Source organism: Pseudofrankia saprophytica (genome assembly GCF_000235425.2).
Lineage (GTDB): Bacteria > Actinomycetota > Actinomycetes > Frankiales > Frankiaceae > Pseudofrankia > Pseudofrankia saprophytica.
Genome location: NZ_KI912266.1, coordinates 1480962 through 1496928, shown reverse-complemented (window position 1 = coordinate 1496928; position 15967 = coordinate 1480962). Strand labels below are relative to the sequence as shown.

The following is a 15967-nucleotide window of genomic DNA, read 5'->3' as shown; positions in this document are numbered from 1 at the left end:
GCAGTCGGTGTGTGGTGACGAGCGCCTGGTCACCCGCCCGCCCGGTCCTCGGCTGCGTGGGTACCCACGCAGCCGCCGTCCGGGCATTCCGTGACCCCGGTGTCACCAGCGCGTCCGCCATCTTTGGACTTCTTCCGGGAATTGTCGTCGCTTCGTCCATCACGACTCCCTCCGTACACCGCCCCCGCAACCCTAGGATTTACCAGGAAACCAGCGGAGGGCGTCGCCAGGAAGAAGTCGCGCGTTTCGCCGGCCCGCCGCCGCACTCCCGGCAACTCCGGCAAGGCCGGTAACGCCGGTAACGCCGGCGAACGGACCTCCAGTGCCGCGCCCGGCCCGCCAGCCGGTCAAGGACCTGGCCGGCTGCGCCATCACTCACGCAATGGCGCGAGGTCGCGCGGACGCGGCCCGGCGGCGGGCGTCAGGCGCTCAGGGGGCCGATCAGAAGTTGGCGGACGTCGGTGGAGACGCACGCTGTGACGCCACCGGCCAGTCCGACCGATACGGTGCCCGCTCCGCCGGGAGGTGTCACCTCCAGGGCGGACGCCTCCCTGGTCACGTCCGAGCTGAGGCAGCCCTCCTGGATGCCCGGCTGGGTGATGCGCAGTACAGCCGTCGCCGTGCCGCCCGGCGCCAGCAGGACCGGCCCTGGCATGGGCCCGGAGTCGTCATGGTCCGCCGGCGCACCGAACTCGGCCCCGCCGGCGTCGGCGAACCGGACGCCGGGGAAGCCGCTCAGCTTGCAGGCGGCCGGGCTCGCGTTGGTGAGCACCAGCTTTCCGTATACCTGTCCGGCCGCGCCCTCGATGTCGTCGAACTTGCCGGTGAGGGCGCCTGCCGCGCAGACGGCCGCGGCCGCTACCTCCTCGGGCGCGGCACTGGATCCGGCCACGGCCGCCGGCACGCCGGGACCGCCCCGGCCGGACGCCGAGGGGGCGACGGATTGCGCCGGCCCTCGCGAGCCCGCTCCCGACGAGCCCGCGGCCACGGTCGCGGAGCTGCCGCCGGCCATCGTCGAGCCGCACCCGGACCCGACCGCGACCAGCCCGAGTGCGACCGCGGCTACCGCGGTGGCCTTCGCCCTTCCGGCGCGGGGCGCCCCGGCATGCCGCCGGCATGCCGGCGCCCTGACCCGATCCGTCCGCATCGCGGGCTCCTTGGTCTGGCAGGCGGCAGCCTTGTGACCTGCTGCTGACGCACCGCATTCAAATACTGACGGAAATGACCGTAGCCAGCGAGCAGCGGCCAGGGAAGCTCTACACACCGTAGGGCGCGTGTCGCACCTAGTTCCACGTTCCCGCGGTTACGTTCGCGGCCCCGACCGAGACAGCGGAACGCCGCGTCAGCGGCGCCAGCGAGCCCGCCATGACGGCGCCGCGGCGGGCAGCAGTACGGCCGCCGTGATGTTGTCGCCGGCGCCGGCGGCCCCGGCCCGACCGACGAGGGCTCGGCCGACCGCGGGAGCGTCGGGAGCGGACCGCCCGTCGCCGCGCAGAACGGCCCCCACCACTTCCGGGAAGGCACGGCCCAGGTAGTCGGGCACGCCGTCGGAGACGATCAGAACGGCGTCTCCCGGCCGCCGGTGGCGGCGCTGGACGGACCGGTCCTCATCCTCGCTCCCGCGGGTACCCGGGCCGAGGAACTCGGACGGCGTGCTGATTACCCGCGGGCGGCCTCGACGCACCAGCGCCGTCAGCGTGTCACCGTAGCCGATCGAGAAGATCGACTCGTCGACGGCGAGCACGAGGCCCAGCGCGGTGCGCGCAGGCTCCGCGACGTCCGCCACGCCGTCCACGGCGGCCGCGGTGAGCGCGCGCACGAGTCGGGCGCCGCCGCCGCGACCGGCGGCCCCTTCCGCTGGAGTGGCGAGCAGGTCGGCCGCCGCGGCGGCCAGCCCGCGCAGGGCCGCGGTCGAGGCGGCCGAGCCGCCGTGGCCGTCCGCCACCGCGAGCAGCAGCCCGCCGGGGCCGGCCGCCAGCAGGACGCCGTCCTCGTTGGGCTCGACGGACGGCACCGCCTTCGGCATCCAGCCGGCCGACAGCGCCGCGCCGAGTGCCGCCGGGTCGCCCCGAGGGCCATCGATGCCGTCGACGCACGCCGAAATGCCGGCGATGACCGTCTCGCGCCGGGTCGGATAGTCCGGGCCCAGCAGCAGCACCGAACGGACCGTCGACGCCGCGCGCGGGGGACGGGCCGCCACGTCGGTCACGTGCTCAGGGTCGGCACGGCAGCGCTCGCGCCGACGGCCGGCCCACCGACTGGCACCCGCTCCGGCGCGGCCGACAGACCCGCGGCGGCGCGCAGATGCCGCTCGACCCGGTCGAGCAAGGCGGCCCGCTGGTAATGGGTCACGTAGTACCGCCGCGCGGCGGCACCCATCGCCGCCCGCTCGGCTGGCCCTAGCGCCGCCACCTTCGCGATCGCGCCCGCGAGCGCCACCGGGTCCTCGGCCGGTACCGCGATTCCGCCAGCCGCCGAGACCACACGGGCCGTCGCACCGCCGGCCGATGACACCATCGGCCGGCCGCAGGCGAGGAACGACTGCACCCGGCTCGGAACCGTCAGCGCCCACACGGGGTCGCGGCGCAGTGTCGTGACCAGCACGTCCGCGTGTGCCAGCAACTCCGGCGTCCGCTCGAGCGGGGCACGTCCCAGCAGGTGGACCCGGTCACCGAGGCCCCTTCTGCGCACCTCGTCCGCCAGCCACCCAGCCCGCTGGCCGTCGCCGAGGACCACCCAGCGCACCCGCGCGCCATGAGGATCCCCTCGCAGTCGATCGGCCGCCGCGACCAGCGTCTCCAGCGACTGGCCGACGCCGAGGTTGCCGGCGCACATCGCGACGAACCCGTCGGGGATTCCGGCCGCGCGGCGGACCTCCGGGTCGGCCGGAACGGGGCGGTAGTGCTTCTCCGCCCAGTTCGGCAGGTAGTCGAGCCGGTCGGCCGGGATGGCGGCCTCACGAAGCAGCGGCAGGAAGTCCTCGGACCGCCCGAGCACCCGGGCGCAGCGCCGGTAGCCGGCGCGCGCCGTCCAGTCGAGCAGAGTGAGTACCCGTTCGGAGCGGACCGTGCCTGTCGCGTACTGGCTCCACGGCCACAGGTCCTGCACCCACAGCACCACCGGAGTGCCCCGGACCTGCCTCAGCAGCAGCGCTGGCACCAGCGTCACCGGCGAGATCTGGTAGACGAGCACCACGTCGGACGGTGGCAGCCGAGGCGCGCCCAGCACGCTGGCGCTGGCCGCGAAGGACAGGTGGCTCAGCGCGAGACGCCATGGCTCGCCGCCGCCGCGCGAGGCCAGCGGCACCCGCACCACCTCGACGCCCTCGTACCATTCCCTGGCCGAGCGCCGGCGACCCGCGAACGCCTCCCGGTCCGGGTAGCCAGGCTGCCCGGTCAGCACCGTCACCCGGTGGCCTCGCTCGCGCAGACCAACGGCGAGGTCGTTGACCCGGAACCGCTCAGGCCAGAAGTACTGGCTGACGATCGTCACCCGCATCGGTTCGCCCTTCCTCGAGGCGCCATGCGTGTTCCGGCCGCGCGGGCGGCGGGGATGAGCCGTCCCGGGCTCCTTGAGGGCCTGGGTTGGCGCGGCCGAGCCGCGGAAGCCGCGGCGCCGGGTCGATCGTCATCGGCTGGTCTTGACCGAGCTGTCCTCATCGAGCCGCTGGTCGGGAACCCGGTGGCGGCCAGACGGTGCCGTTGCGGATCGGGCCGCCGAACGCCCGTAGCCGTAGCCGTAGCCGTAGCGCCGCCCGGACCCGACCGACTTGTTGAAGACGTAGCCGAGCACCGGCGTGCCGACGAACTCCAGTCGGTGGCGGGCCTCGGTGAGTACCCGCAGCGGCGTCCCGCGCCCGACCACCAGCACCACCGCATCGGCCTGCGAGGCGATCGCGGCCGCTTCGCTGGCCGCCAGCAGCGGCGGCGAGTCGACGATGACGACGTCGGCGTGGCTGCGCAGCCGGCCGACCGCGCGGCGGAACCGGCCGGTCCGGAAGAAGCTGGCCGGGTCGTCGAGCGCCGTCCCGGCGGGCACCACGTCGAGCGCCTCGGCACCGTCGAGGTCGAGGTGGCGCACGGCGGCGCTTACCGACACGTCGCCGCCCAGGTCGGACAGGCCCGGCTCGTGGGAGACTGCGGCGAGCCCGGTCAGCCCCCGCATCCGCTCGTCACCGTCGACGACCGCCACCTTGCGATCGTCGCGCGCCATCGCGATCGCGAGGTTGAGCGCGGTCACCGTCTTGCCATCACCAGAGCGTGGGCTGGTCACCGCGACAACGCTGCCGCCGCCCTCGGCGGCAAGCGCGAACCCGATGCTCTCCACGAGGAAGTTGTAGGCCTCGGCCGCCGGGGACGTGGGTTCGCGCGCGGCGGGCAGCGCCCGCCCGCCGGTGGAGACGGCGAACTCGGGGACGTCACCGAGCAACGGGACGCCGAGAATGGCCGCCGGGTCCTGCTTCTCGTCCGCCTTACGGCGGAACTCATCGCGCCACCACACCGCGGCGGCGGCGAGCAAGAACCCCAGGAAGGCGCCTACGACGACCGCGCGCAGCGGCCTGGGCTGCGCCGGCGCGCTCGGCGGGTTCGCCTGCTCGAACATCTGCACGCCGTCGCCGTACGTCGCGGTGTCCACCGCGATCTCGTCAGCCCGGCTCTGCAGCGTCAGCAGCTGGGTGGCCGCGGCCTGCCTGGCGGCGGACAGGCTCGGGTCGGCCGGGCCCTCGCCCGAGTTCAGCTGCTCGTCCAGGTCGCTGATACGTCCGCGCAGGTCGGCGATCGTCTGGTCGAGCTCGTCGGTGGTGGACTTCGCGTTCGTCTGGGTCAGGTTCCGGATGGTCTGGCGGTAGGCCTGGCAGACGGCATTGGCCACGGCGGCGGCGCCCTCGGCCGTCGGGTCGGTGGCGGTCACGCTGACCTGGTCGAGCTGGTCCGAGGAGGTCGCCTGCACGCGGCCGCGCAGCTGGTCGACGGTGAGCCGGTTGTGAAGGAGCGAACGGGCGGTCGTGAGCACCTCGGTGGAGGTGAGATAGCGCGCCTGGGAACGGACATACCGCGACGGGTCGCCGATAAAGCGGTTGTTGTCGTTGAACACGCTGGAGATGCGCGGGTCGTTGAGAAGCATGGTCGCGCTGCTCGAGTACAGCGTCGACTGGAGCGAGGCGAACAGGAACCCAGTCGAGCCGAACAGGATGGTCACGACAAGTAGCAGGTGCCATCGCCGCGCAAGCAGCGCGAGCAGGCTCCGACCACTGCGGGCAAGATCGCCCCGAGTGTCCGCGGTGGGGTCCGTCTCCACAGGCTCGCTTCTCCTTTCCGTGGTGGCACGTGCGACCGACACCGGCCACCCGCCACCTTGGTCTCTCCAAGAGAGCAATCGACTACCTGGAGTGACAGTACGGTCGTTGTGTCGAAGCCGGGGGAGGCGCGCCGAAGGCCCCGCCGCACGCAATGGATGGCCACATTCCGGGCTCGAATACCAATGCCATGGGGTACGGCTTCGAGCGGCCGATCAATTACCAAATGGCAATATGTGTCGACCAATGTCCAACAAGTGCGCGAACGGCGATCGTCGATATTGACGGTATGCCTGCGCGCGCCAGTCGCCGTGGAGCACGCCGTGGCGTTCGCCGGTCTCCGCGCGCCGGTGATGGTTCAGGACAGGATCCCAGGACGCTCGTACCAGACCGTCCGGCGGACGTTGTCGACGTAGCTCATGATGATGTGCAGAACTCGCCGCGAGACGTCGTCGACGTCGTAGTCCGTGACGATACGCGGGTGCGACCGGTTCGGCGTCGTCATGAGCTCGACCGCGGCCAGCACCCTGTCCGGGTGCAGGACGCTCGACACGAGCACGCCGTGGTCCATACCCTCGGGCCGTTCGTGCGCCGCCCGGATCATGACGGCGGGAAAGCCGAGGAGCGAGGACTCCTCTGTGATCGTCCCGCTGTCCGAAACGACACAACGGGCATCGCGTTGCAGCGCTACGTAGTCGAAGAGGCCGAACGGCTTGCAGAATCGCACCCGTTCGTCGAGCGCGACCGCCGCCCCGTCGCGGCGCAATTCCTCCAGCCGGTCGCGGGTGCGCGGATGCGTGGTCACGATGACCGGAACCTGGTACGTGACGGCGAGCCGGTCGAGCGTCACCAGCAGGGCGCGCAGTAGTTCCGGCTGGTCGACGTTCTCCTCGCGGTGCGCGCTGACCACCATGTACTCGCCGGCGCGCAGCCCCAGCACCGACAGGATATCGCTGCGATCGATACCCGGCCGGTAGTAGGTGAGAACCTCATTCATCGGCGAGCCGGTCACGAACGTCCGTTCCGGCGGCAGGCCCTCGGCGAGCAGGTGCCGGCGGGCGTGCTCGGTCAACGGGAGGTTCACGTCGCTGAGGTGGTCCACGAGCCGCCTGTTGATCTCCTCAGGTACACGGTCGTCGAAACACCGATTACCCGCCTCCATGTGGAAAACGGGAATGTGGCGCCGCTTCGCCGGGATCACGGAAAGACAGGTGTTCGTGTCTCCGTAGAGGAGAAGGGCATCCGGGTTTTCCGCGGCCATCACCGCGTCCGCCCGCGCGATTACCTGCCCGATCGTCTCGGCGGCGGTGGCGCCGACGGCGTCGAGGAAATGGTCTGGCTTGCGGACCTCCAGCTCCTCGAAGAAGAGCTGGTTCAGCTCGTGGTCGTAGTTCTGACCGGAGTGGACGAGGCAGACATCAAGGTGCCGCTCGAGCTCGGCGATCACCCGGCTCAGCTTGATGACCTCCGGCCTCGTGCCCACCGTGATCATGACTTTCAGGCGGTCGAGCGACATCGGCGCCTCTCCCGAATACGTCGGTCCGGTGCGGAAGGTGATCAGGCCGCCAGGCCCGCACGGCTGCGGCGGGCCAGCTCGGCCCACTCGGCGTGCCCGAGTGGCAGCACGAACCGCTGGCCCTCAAGCCAACTGGTTGCCTGCGCCTGGCCGAGCAACAGCAGCTCCGGGCGCCGGCTCGCCGCCGCCACCGGAGGGAAGACCCGGCCCACGGGCTCCAGCGCGCGCAGGACCGCACGGACCACCCCCGGCGGCAGCGACCAGATTCGCCGGCCCGGCGCGAACGACCCGTAGAGCGAGCGGACCGTGTGTCCCTCGGACGGGTGCGACACGATCAGGGGCGGGTCGTCGGCTGTCACGAGCGCCGCGAGCGCCGCCGCGACGTTGCCGATCAGAGCCACCGGAACCGGCTGGTCCCCTCGTCCGCTGACGACCAACGGGAAACGGTCGCACCACCGGGCGAATGCCCGGGTGAGGTCCCGTCCCGCTCCGTGCACCGACGGAGGCCGAAACAGAATGACCGACAGCCGGCTGGTCCCGGCGAGGCCGGTGAGCAGTCGTTCCCCGAGCGCCTTCGCCTCCGCGTACGGGCTGACCGGCGCATACCGCGGCCTGTCATCGAGGACCCGGATCCTGCCCTGGACCGCGGCGGTGCTCACGTGGACGAGCCGAGCGACCCCGGCACGTTCGCAGGCCAGGCCAAGGACGAGGGGCCACAGCGCGTTCGCGCCGAACAGCTCGGGCGTCGCGGGCGCCGCCGCGTCCGGCAGCCCGGCCGCGTTGACGACGACGTCATGCCCGTTCAGCGAGGCGGCCACGTCGTCGACGAGGCTGGCGTCGACAAGTCCAGTCCTGAGCACCCCGTCGAACGTCGTATCGAAACCCGACGCCGTCGATGAGCCTGTCTGCCTGGCCGCAGCGTCTCCGGCGGCCGTCGCCGCGAGGAAGTCCGCCAGTTCGACAACGCGGGTCGGCCTGGCGCGCAGCCGATGGGCAGGCAACGGCGTCACCTCGTCGCCTGAGGCGGCGATCGCCTCGGCTACCGCTCGCCCGACGAACCCGGTGGCGCCGAACACCACGACCTTCGCCATCCAGCCGCTCCTCTGATCGTCTCGGGTTCCCAGCGCGGACACACCCACAACCCTGCTACACAGAGTAGTTGTCAAATTACACTAGGCCACGAAGTCTGAGATCCTCGACAGCCCACGCCGCCGCCGGCACCCTGGCCGGTGGCCTCCGGCCACGACTTCCCGGTCGGTGACGTCAGCCGGCCCACAGACCGCCTGGCCGCGGCCGCGTGCCACGCGACCGACCTGCGACACGCTTCCCAGCGAGCCTCGGATTGACAGCCAGCTGGCCTACGCTCGATCACTGATAGTAAAGATTCGGTGACACATCTGCGTGTCCCGCCTGGAGGTCAAGGTGCGATGAGCCTGCGGACGATTTCCCCACCCAAGGTCGACGGCCGCGAACAGTCCCTTGGCACCGCGGACGGGACGGACCCGCCACTCGTTGACCGCGCGGTCGACGCCCTGGACCCGACAGCCCGGGAGCCGCGGACGACCGCCGTCATCGTGCACTGGGGACCGACCGAGCCGACCGTGGAACTTGCCCGACGGCTCGACGAGATGTCCACGGTGACGGACGTGATCGTCGTCGCCAACGATGGAAGTACCCGCCCGGGCGATCTGCCGGCTGCCGCCAACTGGCTCGTTCCCGAGGCCAACCTCGGGTTCGCCGGCGGCTTCCGGTTCGGCGCTGACGCCCGGCAGGACACCGACGTGTACCTGCTGCTCAACAATGACGTGCTGCTGCCCGAGCGGACGGTCCTGGCGTGCCTCGATCTCGTTTCCCGCGAAGGCGTCGGCATCGTCGGCCCCACCCTGCTCAACGCGGACGGGATTCACCCCGGAGCGGACCGCCTGACTCCGCTGTTCACGGTGCCGCGCCGCCGTCGCCGAGGGCGCCCCGAGCCGGCGGACGTCGTGTTCGTGCCCGGCGCGATCCTCTTCGTGCGAGCCGAGTGCCACCGCCAGGTACCGATGGACACCCGTTACTTCCTCTACTACGAGGAGACCGACCTGGCGCACCGCGCCGCCGCCGCCGGCTGGCGGGTCATGGTCAGCCCCTACCAGGCCTGGCACACCGGCGGTGGGACCGTCCCCAGCAACGCATACGCGTACTACACGGTGCGCAACCGCCTCTGGTTCGCACGGATCCACGGCCACCCCTGGCGGGCCCGCGCCGTCGCGCTCTGGCTGGCATTCCTCGCGCTTCCCCGCTACGCGGTCTCCGACCTGGTACATGGACGCGGGCTTTCCCGCTGCCGTTCGTATGGGCACGGCCTGGTGGACGGCGTCGGACCGCTGCCGCCGGCCGACTCCCCGCTGCCGGACGAGCCACGACCGACGCGCTGGGGACGCGCCGCGGCCCCGACAGGACGGCGGACGACGTCGGGACCACCGGCCTGATGGCCGCCTACGCGCATGCCGTGCGGCGTTGCCTGCGTGGCACGGCGCGGGTCGCCTCGTGGACGAGGATCATCCTGCTGCGGATGACACAGCCGGGGGTCCGGATAGGGTTCGATTCCTTCCTCGGGCCACGCTGCGTGATTCTCTGCGCCCCACGCGGGACGATGATCATCCGGGGAGCCGTCCTCGCCCGCGACGTCCATCTCGAGGTCGAGGACGGAGCACTCCTGGACCTCGGCGCGGACTTCGTCGGTCCCCACTCCGTGGTGGTCGCCCGCCGGCAGGTGGTGATAGGCGCCGGCAGTCTGCTGGCGGAGATGAGTGTGGTCCGCGACCAGGACCACGTGGTCGCACCCGGAGTCCCAGCCTCCGCGATGCGGTTCGCGGCGTCACCGGTGAGGGTCGGCCGCGACGTGTGGCTGGGGGCCAAGGCCACCGTCCTGCGCGGCGTCACCGTCGGCGACGGCGCCATCGTCGGAGCAGGTGCGGTGGTGACCTCCGACGTGGCCGCCGGCGCCCGGGTCGGCGGCGTGCCGGCGGCCCCGTTGCGGTCCTCTCGTGCCGGCCAGGTCGCTGGCGGTGGTGAAATCGACGTCCCGGCCAGGGCTACCCGGACCGGCGTCCCCACGCCACGCCCCACACCACAGACGCGCTAGTCCGGGGCGGTACGGAACTCGGCTCTGCCCTCGCCATCACAGGTCAGTCACTTTAAGTGTTGCAAGTGATACAAGAAGTGACGTGGATAAGCCCGCGGAGTACCTCGCCCGGCCGCTCGCCACGAGTGCGGCGCTGCCGGTCGCGACACCGGTGCCCGGCCCCCGGCGAGATCTGGCCGGGTCAGAGGTGGTGCTCACCGGGGGCAGGGGGTTCCTCGGCGGCCACGTCCGGGCGGCGCTCGCCGGCCGGGGCGTGGTGCTGCTCGGCCGGCGCCGACCGGAGGTGCTCGCCGCGTACGAGCGCTGGGCCTCGGTGGATCTCGCCGCCGGGGCGCTGGTCACCCACCATCTCAAGGCCCTCGACGCACCGGCGGGCACGGCACTCTGCCACCTGGCGCACAACTTTGGTGACCCCGAGCAGGCGGTGACGATGTCGCTCAACCTGCTGTCCGCGGTCAATGCCTGCCCGCAGATCACACGGATGGTGCTGATCAGCACGGTCTCGGTGTATGGACCGCGCCACCGTGGCCTGGTCGAGGAGACCACGGCCTGCCGGCCTCGCTCGGCCTATGCCCGAGCCAAGCTCGCCGCGGAGCAACCGTGGCTGACAGAGTTGCGCGCCGACTGCGAGCTGGTGGTGCTACGGATGGGCTCGGTGATCTCCGCCCAGCGGCCGACCTCATACCAGCCGATCTTTGATGCGCTGCGCAGACCGGTCCGGGCGGCCGCGCTCGGCTCGCTCCGGCGGGGCACCCCCGTGTCCTACGTGACGGCGGGCAATGCCGCCGCCGCCGTCCGGTTCGCGCTCGACACCCCGCTGGTCGCGCGCCGGGCGGTGTTCAACGTCGTCGACGATCTGGGCCGCGCGGGTGCGGCGCTGGCGCGGGCGAACGTCGACTACGCGGCCATGCAGGACGCCGTCCGGCGGCTCGCCGGCCTGCCCGCGCTGTGGCGGTTGCCATTGCCTACGGCGGCGGTCGACGGCGCTGCCCTGGTGATCGGCCGCCCTCGGCCGGGGCAGTGGTACAGCTCCGCGGCGCTGCGGGCTGCCGGGTTCGCCGCTCCGCGCGCGCTGGCCGACGAGATCGCCCAGATCGTCGACGGCCAGTTCCCGGACCGAGCCCGCGCCGGGGGCATCGGCGCGGGCGGTGAGGCCGACATCGCCTCTGGGGGTGGCGCGCCGTGCGGGTGCTGACAGTGGTGATGATGGCCGACGCCCGCCGTGGCGGCGGCCTGGCCGAGCGGGCCTACCAGCTGACCCGCGCCTACGCGCGGGCCGGGGAGCCGGACCTGCGCGCCGAGTTGCTCACCCTCGATCTCGACCTGACCGACACCCGGATCGGGTCGCTGGCTCCCGCCGCGCTGACCACGGTGCCCTGCCCGAACCGCCGTTTCTACGTGCCGGCGCGGCCGGATCGGGTGGCCGAACGGGTCGCCGCCGCCGACGTCGTGCATCTGTTCGGGCACTGGACGGCACTGGGCGCCCTCGGTTACCGCGCCGCCCGCCGCCACGACGTCCCGTGGGTGGTCTCGCCATGCGGCTCACTGCCGGTCGCTGGCCGCAGCCGCGTCGCGAAGCGCGCCTACAACGCGGCCGTCGGTACTCGGATGGTGCGCGACGCGGCGGCGGCGATCGCCGTCACCGCCGACGAGACGGCGGACTTCGCGCGGTACGGCCGCGATTCGGCCGCCGTGCGGGTGATCCCCAACGGGGTGTCCGCCGCCGACCACGAGCGGGACGCGGGCGGGGCGTTTCTGCGCCGGCACGACCTCGCCGGCCGCCGCTACCTGCTCTTCCTCGGTCGGCTCAACCGGATCAAAGGCGTCGACCTGCTGGTCGAGGCGTTCGCGGCGTCCGACGCGGCCGCCGACGGCTGGCTGCTGGTGCTCGCCGGGCCGGACGAGGGGCTCGCCGCGGAGCTACACGCCAGGGCCTCGGCGCTCGGGGTGGCCGACGCGGTCCGGTTCGTCGGCGTCGTCGCCGGCGCCGAGCGCACGGAGGCGCTGCGAGCGGCGTCGCTGCTGGTCGTGCCGTCGCGGCGGGAGGCGATGTCGATCGTCGCCCTGGAGGCCGGGGTGAACGGCACACCGGTGCTCATCACTGATACCTGCGGTTTCGACGAGGTGGCGCGGTGCGGGGGCGGGCTGGTGGTGGAGGCGACGGCGCCCGGCCTGGCCGCCGGGCTGCGCCAGCTGCTCGCCCGGCCCGACGCACTGGCCCAGCGCGGCGCGCGGCTGCGCGCGCTGGTGCTCGCCGAGCTCACCTGGGAGCGTGCCGCCGCTCGCCACCTCGAGGTGTTCGCCGACGTCGCGCCGGCCGCCAGGGCCGCGACCGAGCTTGTGGGAAGGGGACTACGCCGGTGCGGGTGACCATCGTCAGTCAGTACTTCTGGCCTGAGCAGTTCCGGGTCAACGACCTGGCCGTCGGGCTGCGGGAACGCGGCCACCAGGTGACCGTCCTGACCGGGCAGCCGAGCTATCCGCGTCGCGAGGTGTTTCCCCGCGGTCGGCGGCCCAGCTGGGAGTGGTACGAGGGCGTCCAGGTAGTGCGGGTGCCGCTGGCCTCCCGCGGAGATGGCGAGCGATGGCGGCTCGCACTGAACTACCTGACGTTCGCCGCGAGCGCCAGCGTGTTCGGCGTACCGCGGCTGCCGCCGTCCGACGTCGTGCTCGTCTTCCAGATATCGCCGGTGACGATGGTGGTGCCGGCGTTGTTGCTGCGCCGGATCCGCGGGACCCCGGTGGTGCTGTGGGTGCAGGATCTGTGGCCGCACACCCTTCGCGCGACCGGTGTGGTGCGCTCCGAGCGGGTGCTCGACCTGCTCGAGAAGGCGGTCGGCGCGGCTTACCAGCGCTGCGCCCGGGTGCTCGGCCAGTCCGAGGACTTCCTGCCGCTGCTGCGCGCGGCCGGCGTGCCGGCCGACCGGCTTGACTACCTGCCGAACTGGGCCGAGGACCGCTACCGCCCGCTGCCTCCCGACCCCCAGGTCCGCCGGGAGGCCGGGATGCCGGCGGGGTTCGTCGCGATGATCGCCGGCAATCTCGGCGTGGCGCAGGCCCTCGAGACGCTGGTCGATGCGGCCGAGCGGCTGCGTGACCTGCCCGCGGGCGCCGACGTGCACTGGGTGGTCCTCGGCGACGGCCAGCGCGGCGAGTGGCTGGCGGACGAGGTGCGCCGAAGGGGCCTCGGTGACCGGGTCCACCTGCTGGGGCGCGCGCCGCTCGAGCGGATGCCCGCGTTGCTCGCGCACGCGGACGTGGTGGTCACGACGCTGCGCCGGGACCCGGTGTGGGCGCTGACGATCCCGAGCCGGGTGCAGTCGTTCCTGGCCTGCGGCCGGCCGGTGGTGGCGGCGGCGGACGGGACGACCGCCCGGGTCGTGGCGGCCGCCGGCGGGCTCGCGGTCCCAGCACAGGACGCGGCGGCACTCGCCGACGCGATCGCGTCCGTGCGCGCGCTCGCGCCGGCCGAGCGCGCGGCGATGGGGAACGCCGCCCGCGAGTACTACGTGACGCATTACGAGCGGACCGCTCTGCTTGACCGGGTCGAGCGGCACCTGCGCGCCGCCGCGGCCCGCGCGCCTGGACCCGAGGGGATCCCGGCCGCACGGCCCGCGGAGATGGCCGACCAGCCACGACCACCACATCCGGATCGGCCAGCGGCGACCGCCGCACCCGGGAGGGCCAGATGAGAGTCCTCGTTCTAGGCGGTGACGGGATGCTTGGCCACGAGCTCGCCGGCACACTCGCCGACCACCATGACGTCGCTGTGACGGTGCGGGGCGCCGGCCGGCTGCCGGCGGCGCCGGGCGCGCTGCCGGGCGACCGGATCGTCACCGGCATCGACGCTCGCTGCCACGATGACGTGGCCGACCTGCTCGACCGATTCCGGCCGGACGCGGTGCTCAACGCCATCGGTCTGGTCAAGCAGCGTAGCGAAGGACAGACGGCGCTCCCCGCCGTCGAGATCAACACGATCTTCCCGCACCGCCTTGCCCGGCTGTGCCGGATAGCCAACATCCGGCTGGTGCACGTCAGCACCGACTGCGTGTTCTCCGGCCGGCGGGGCCGCTACACCGAGGACGACCAGCCGGATCCGGTCGACGTCTACGGGATGTCCAAGCTGCTCGGCGAGGTCCGGGAGGCGCCTGCCCTGACGCTGCGGACCTCGATCATCGGGCTGGAGCTGGCGGGCCGGGCCAGCGGTCTGGTCGAGTGGTTCCTCGGCCGCAGCGGCCAGGTATCCGGTTACCAGCGGGCGGTCTACACAGGGCTCACGACGATGGAGATCGCTCGACTCCTCGACCGGATCCTCACCAAGCACGAGGACCTGACCGGGCTATGGCACGTGGCCGCGCCGGAGCCGATCACCAAGTTCGATCTGCTCGTCCGGCTGTCGGAAAGATTGCGCGCGGCCGGGCGTCCGGCGGCCGAGGTGGTGGCCATCGACGGCCCGCCGTGTGACCGCAGCCTGCTTGCCGACCGGTTCGCGGCCGCGACCGGTTACACCGCCCCCGGCTGGGACTCGATGCTCGACGAGCTCGCCGAACGGATCATGCTGAGGGACCACGGAGGACGCAGCGATGACTGAGAGCACAGCGAGCGCGATGGACAGCGCCGGAATGCTTACCGGCCGGCGCGTTCTGGTGACCGGTGGCACCGGGTCGCTGGGACAGGTGCTGGTCCGGCGGATCCTGTCCGGCGAGGTTGGGATACCGGCCAAGGTGATCGTGCTGTCCCGGGACGAAGCCAAACAGCATGCGATGCGGCTGGCCTACCTGCGTCAGCGGGTCACGACCGACGAGACGATCTACCGGAACTTCGACCGGATCCTGGAATTCCGCCTCGGCGACGTCCGGAATTACTGGGATGTCGCCGCGTGCGTGCGCGACGCGGACGTCATCGTGAACGCGGCCGCGCTCAAGCAGGTGCCCGCGTGTGAGTACTTCCCCGAGCAGGCCATCCTGACGAACTGTTCGGGCGCGTCGAACATCGTGCGCGCGGTCGCCGAGCATGGCTACCAGGTGGACTGCGTCGTCGGCGTCGGCACGGACAAGTGCTGCAAACCGGTCAACGTCATGGGCATGACCAAGGCGCTGCAGGAGCGGATCTTCACCGCCGCGAACGTCGGCGTGCGCGAGCGGTCCGGGCGCTCCCGATTCGTCGGCGTGCGTTACGGCAACGTGCTGGCCTCGCGCGGCTCGGTGATCCCGCTGTTCCTCGACCAGATCGCCCGCGGCGGGCCGGTCACGGTCACGGTCACCAGCATGACCCGGTTCCTGGTCACCCTGGACGAAGCCGTCGACATGATCTTCCATTCAATCCAGCGTGGAAGGCCCGGGGAGATCCTCGTACCGCGGACGCCCGCCGCGACCGTCATCGACATCGCACACGCGCTCATCGGTGACCGGGACGTGTCGGTGGAGGTCGTCGGGGTGCGCCCCGGCGAGAAGATGCACGAGGTCATGGTCTCCGAGGAGGAGTGCCACCGGACCCGCCGCGACGGGCAGTACTACGTGATCTCGCCGATGCTGCCCGAGATCAGCGAGCCGTCGCTGGCCAGCGAACTGGCCGGTGAGTACAGCTCGGCGGACAACGTCGTCGGGCTGGCCGAGACCACGGCCCTGCTGCGGCGCAACAACCTGCTACCGCCGCTGCCCACACCGGCCACGGGCTCGCTCGGCCCGAGCGTGGTGCCCGACCAGCGGACCGGCGCCGGCCCCGTGGCTCACCCGGCCGCCGAGGCAGGCGGGCCAGGCGAGCATCCGTCGACCGACCACCTCGACCTGCTGCGGTAGGCAGAGAAGAAGGTCTCGCGGCGGTACCGCTCGAGGCCCGGCCCTCGGCGTTGGCCGCTGCTCCGAGGGCGCTGACCAGACGCACCCGGGCCTACTGGGCCAGGTCATGAAGGGGGCCCCGTACCCGGGCCTAACCGGCCCGGGTACGGCCCCCTTCACGCTTCACGGTCCTGGAGGCCCTCGGCATCGTGGTTACCGCCCGTGACCTGGCTGTCGTTGAGGCACTGGGC

General features: G+C 72.3%; 13 protein-coding genes. 7 read left to right on the top strand and 6 right to left on the bottom strand.

What is annotated here, in order from left to right; genetic code table 11:
• Positions 1–421: 421 nt before the first annotated feature.
• From FRCN3DRAFT_RS49235 to FRCN3DRAFT_RS0206475, 6 genes are all read right to left on the bottom strand, one after another.
• Complete coding sequence (locus tag FRCN3DRAFT_RS49235) at positions 422–1147, bottom strand: DUF4232 domain-containing protein (RefSeq protein WP_007511810.1); 726 nt, start codon at positions 1145–1147, stop codon at positions 422–424.
• 195 nt (positions 1148–1342) lie between these two features.
• Positions 1343–2209 (bottom strand): protein phosphatase 2C domain-containing protein, encoded by an 867-nt coding sequence (locus FRCN3DRAFT_RS0206495; RefSeq protein WP_007511807.1) that lies wholly within the window; start codon positions 2207–2209, stop codon positions 1343–1345.
• The gene (locus FRCN3DRAFT_RS0206490) at positions 2206–3498 is read right to left on the bottom strand and encodes a glycosyltransferase family 4 protein (protein ID WP_007511805.1); all 1293 of its coding nucleotides are present in this window, start codon (positions 3496–3498) and stop codon (positions 2206–2208) included. Before FRCN3DRAFT_RS0206490 ends, FRCN3DRAFT_RS0206495 begins: the two co-directional genes overlap by 4 nt.
• Before the next feature lie 129 nt (positions 3499–3627).
• The gene (locus FRCN3DRAFT_RS0206485) at positions 3628–5298 is read right to left on the bottom strand and encodes a tyrosine-protein kinase domain-containing protein (protein WP_007511803.1); all 1671 of its coding nucleotides are present in this window, start codon (positions 5296–5298) and stop codon (positions 3628–3630) included.
• Positions 5299–5654: 356 nt separating this feature from the next.
• Complete coding sequence (locus FRCN3DRAFT_RS0206480; RefSeq protein ID WP_007511801.1) at positions 5655–6812, bottom strand: UDP-N-acetyl glucosamine 2-epimerase; 1158 nt, start codon at positions 6810–6812, stop codon at positions 5655–5657.
• Between the two features lie 41 nt (positions 6813–6853).
• Positions 6854–7903: an NAD-dependent epimerase/dehydratase family protein gene (locus tag FRCN3DRAFT_RS0206475; RefSeq protein ID WP_007511799.1), complete on the bottom strand. Its 1050-nt coding sequence runs from the start codon at positions 7901–7903 to the stop codon at positions 6854–6856.
• Positions 7904–8239: 336 nt separating this feature from the next.
• Here FRCN3DRAFT_RS0206475 and FRCN3DRAFT_RS0206470 point away from each other — a divergent pair, with 336 nt between their 5' ends.
• The 7 genes from FRCN3DRAFT_RS0206470 (at position 8240) to FRCN3DRAFT_RS0206440 (ending at position 15737) form a co-directional block, all read left to right on the top strand.
• Complete coding sequence (locus FRCN3DRAFT_RS0206470; protein WP_007511797.1) at positions 8240–9283, top strand: glycosyltransferase family 2 protein; 1044 nt, start codon at positions 8240–8242, stop codon at positions 9281–9283.
• Positions 9283–9939 (top strand): acyltransferase, encoded by a 657-nt coding sequence (locus tag FRCN3DRAFT_RS0206465; RefSeq protein ID WP_007511795.1) that lies wholly within the window; start codon positions 9283–9285, stop codon positions 9937–9939. The genes FRCN3DRAFT_RS0206470 and FRCN3DRAFT_RS0206465 overlap by 1 nt, the downstream gene beginning before the upstream one ends.
• Positions 9940–10021: 82 nt before the next feature.
• The gene (locus FRCN3DRAFT_RS0206460) at positions 10022–11134 is read left to right on the top strand and encodes an NAD-dependent epimerase/dehydratase family protein (RefSeq protein ID WP_007511794.1); all 1113 of its coding nucleotides are present in this window, start codon (positions 10022–10024) and stop codon (positions 11132–11134) included.
• Complete coding sequence (locus FRCN3DRAFT_RS0206455; protein ID WP_007511793.1) at positions 11122–12309, top strand: glycosyltransferase; 1188 nt, start codon at positions 11122–11124, stop codon at positions 12307–12309. Before FRCN3DRAFT_RS0206460 ends, FRCN3DRAFT_RS0206455 begins: the two co-directional genes overlap by 13 nt.
• Positions 12306–13631, top strand: a complete 1326-nt coding sequence (locus FRCN3DRAFT_RS0206450; RefSeq protein WP_051466685.1) for a glycosyltransferase family 4 protein — start codon at positions 12306–12308, stop codon at positions 13629–13631. The genes FRCN3DRAFT_RS0206455 and FRCN3DRAFT_RS0206450 overlap by 4 nt, the downstream gene beginning before the upstream one ends.
• Positions 13628–14530, top strand: a complete 903-nt coding sequence (locus FRCN3DRAFT_RS0206445) for a dTDP-4-dehydrorhamnose reductase family protein (protein ID WP_007511790.1) — start codon at positions 13628–13630, stop codon at positions 14528–14530. The genes FRCN3DRAFT_RS0206450 and FRCN3DRAFT_RS0206445 overlap by 4 nt, the downstream gene beginning before the upstream one ends.
• Positions 14523–15737 carry a polysaccharide biosynthesis protein gene (locus FRCN3DRAFT_RS0206440; RefSeq protein ID WP_007511788.1) on the top strand — a complete coding sequence of 405 codons (1215 nt, stop codon included), beginning with the start codon at positions 14523–14525 and terminating at the stop codon, positions 15735–15737. Before FRCN3DRAFT_RS0206445 ends, FRCN3DRAFT_RS0206440 begins: the two co-directional genes overlap by 8 nt.
• The last annotated feature ends 230 nt before the right edge of the window (positions 15738–15967 follow it).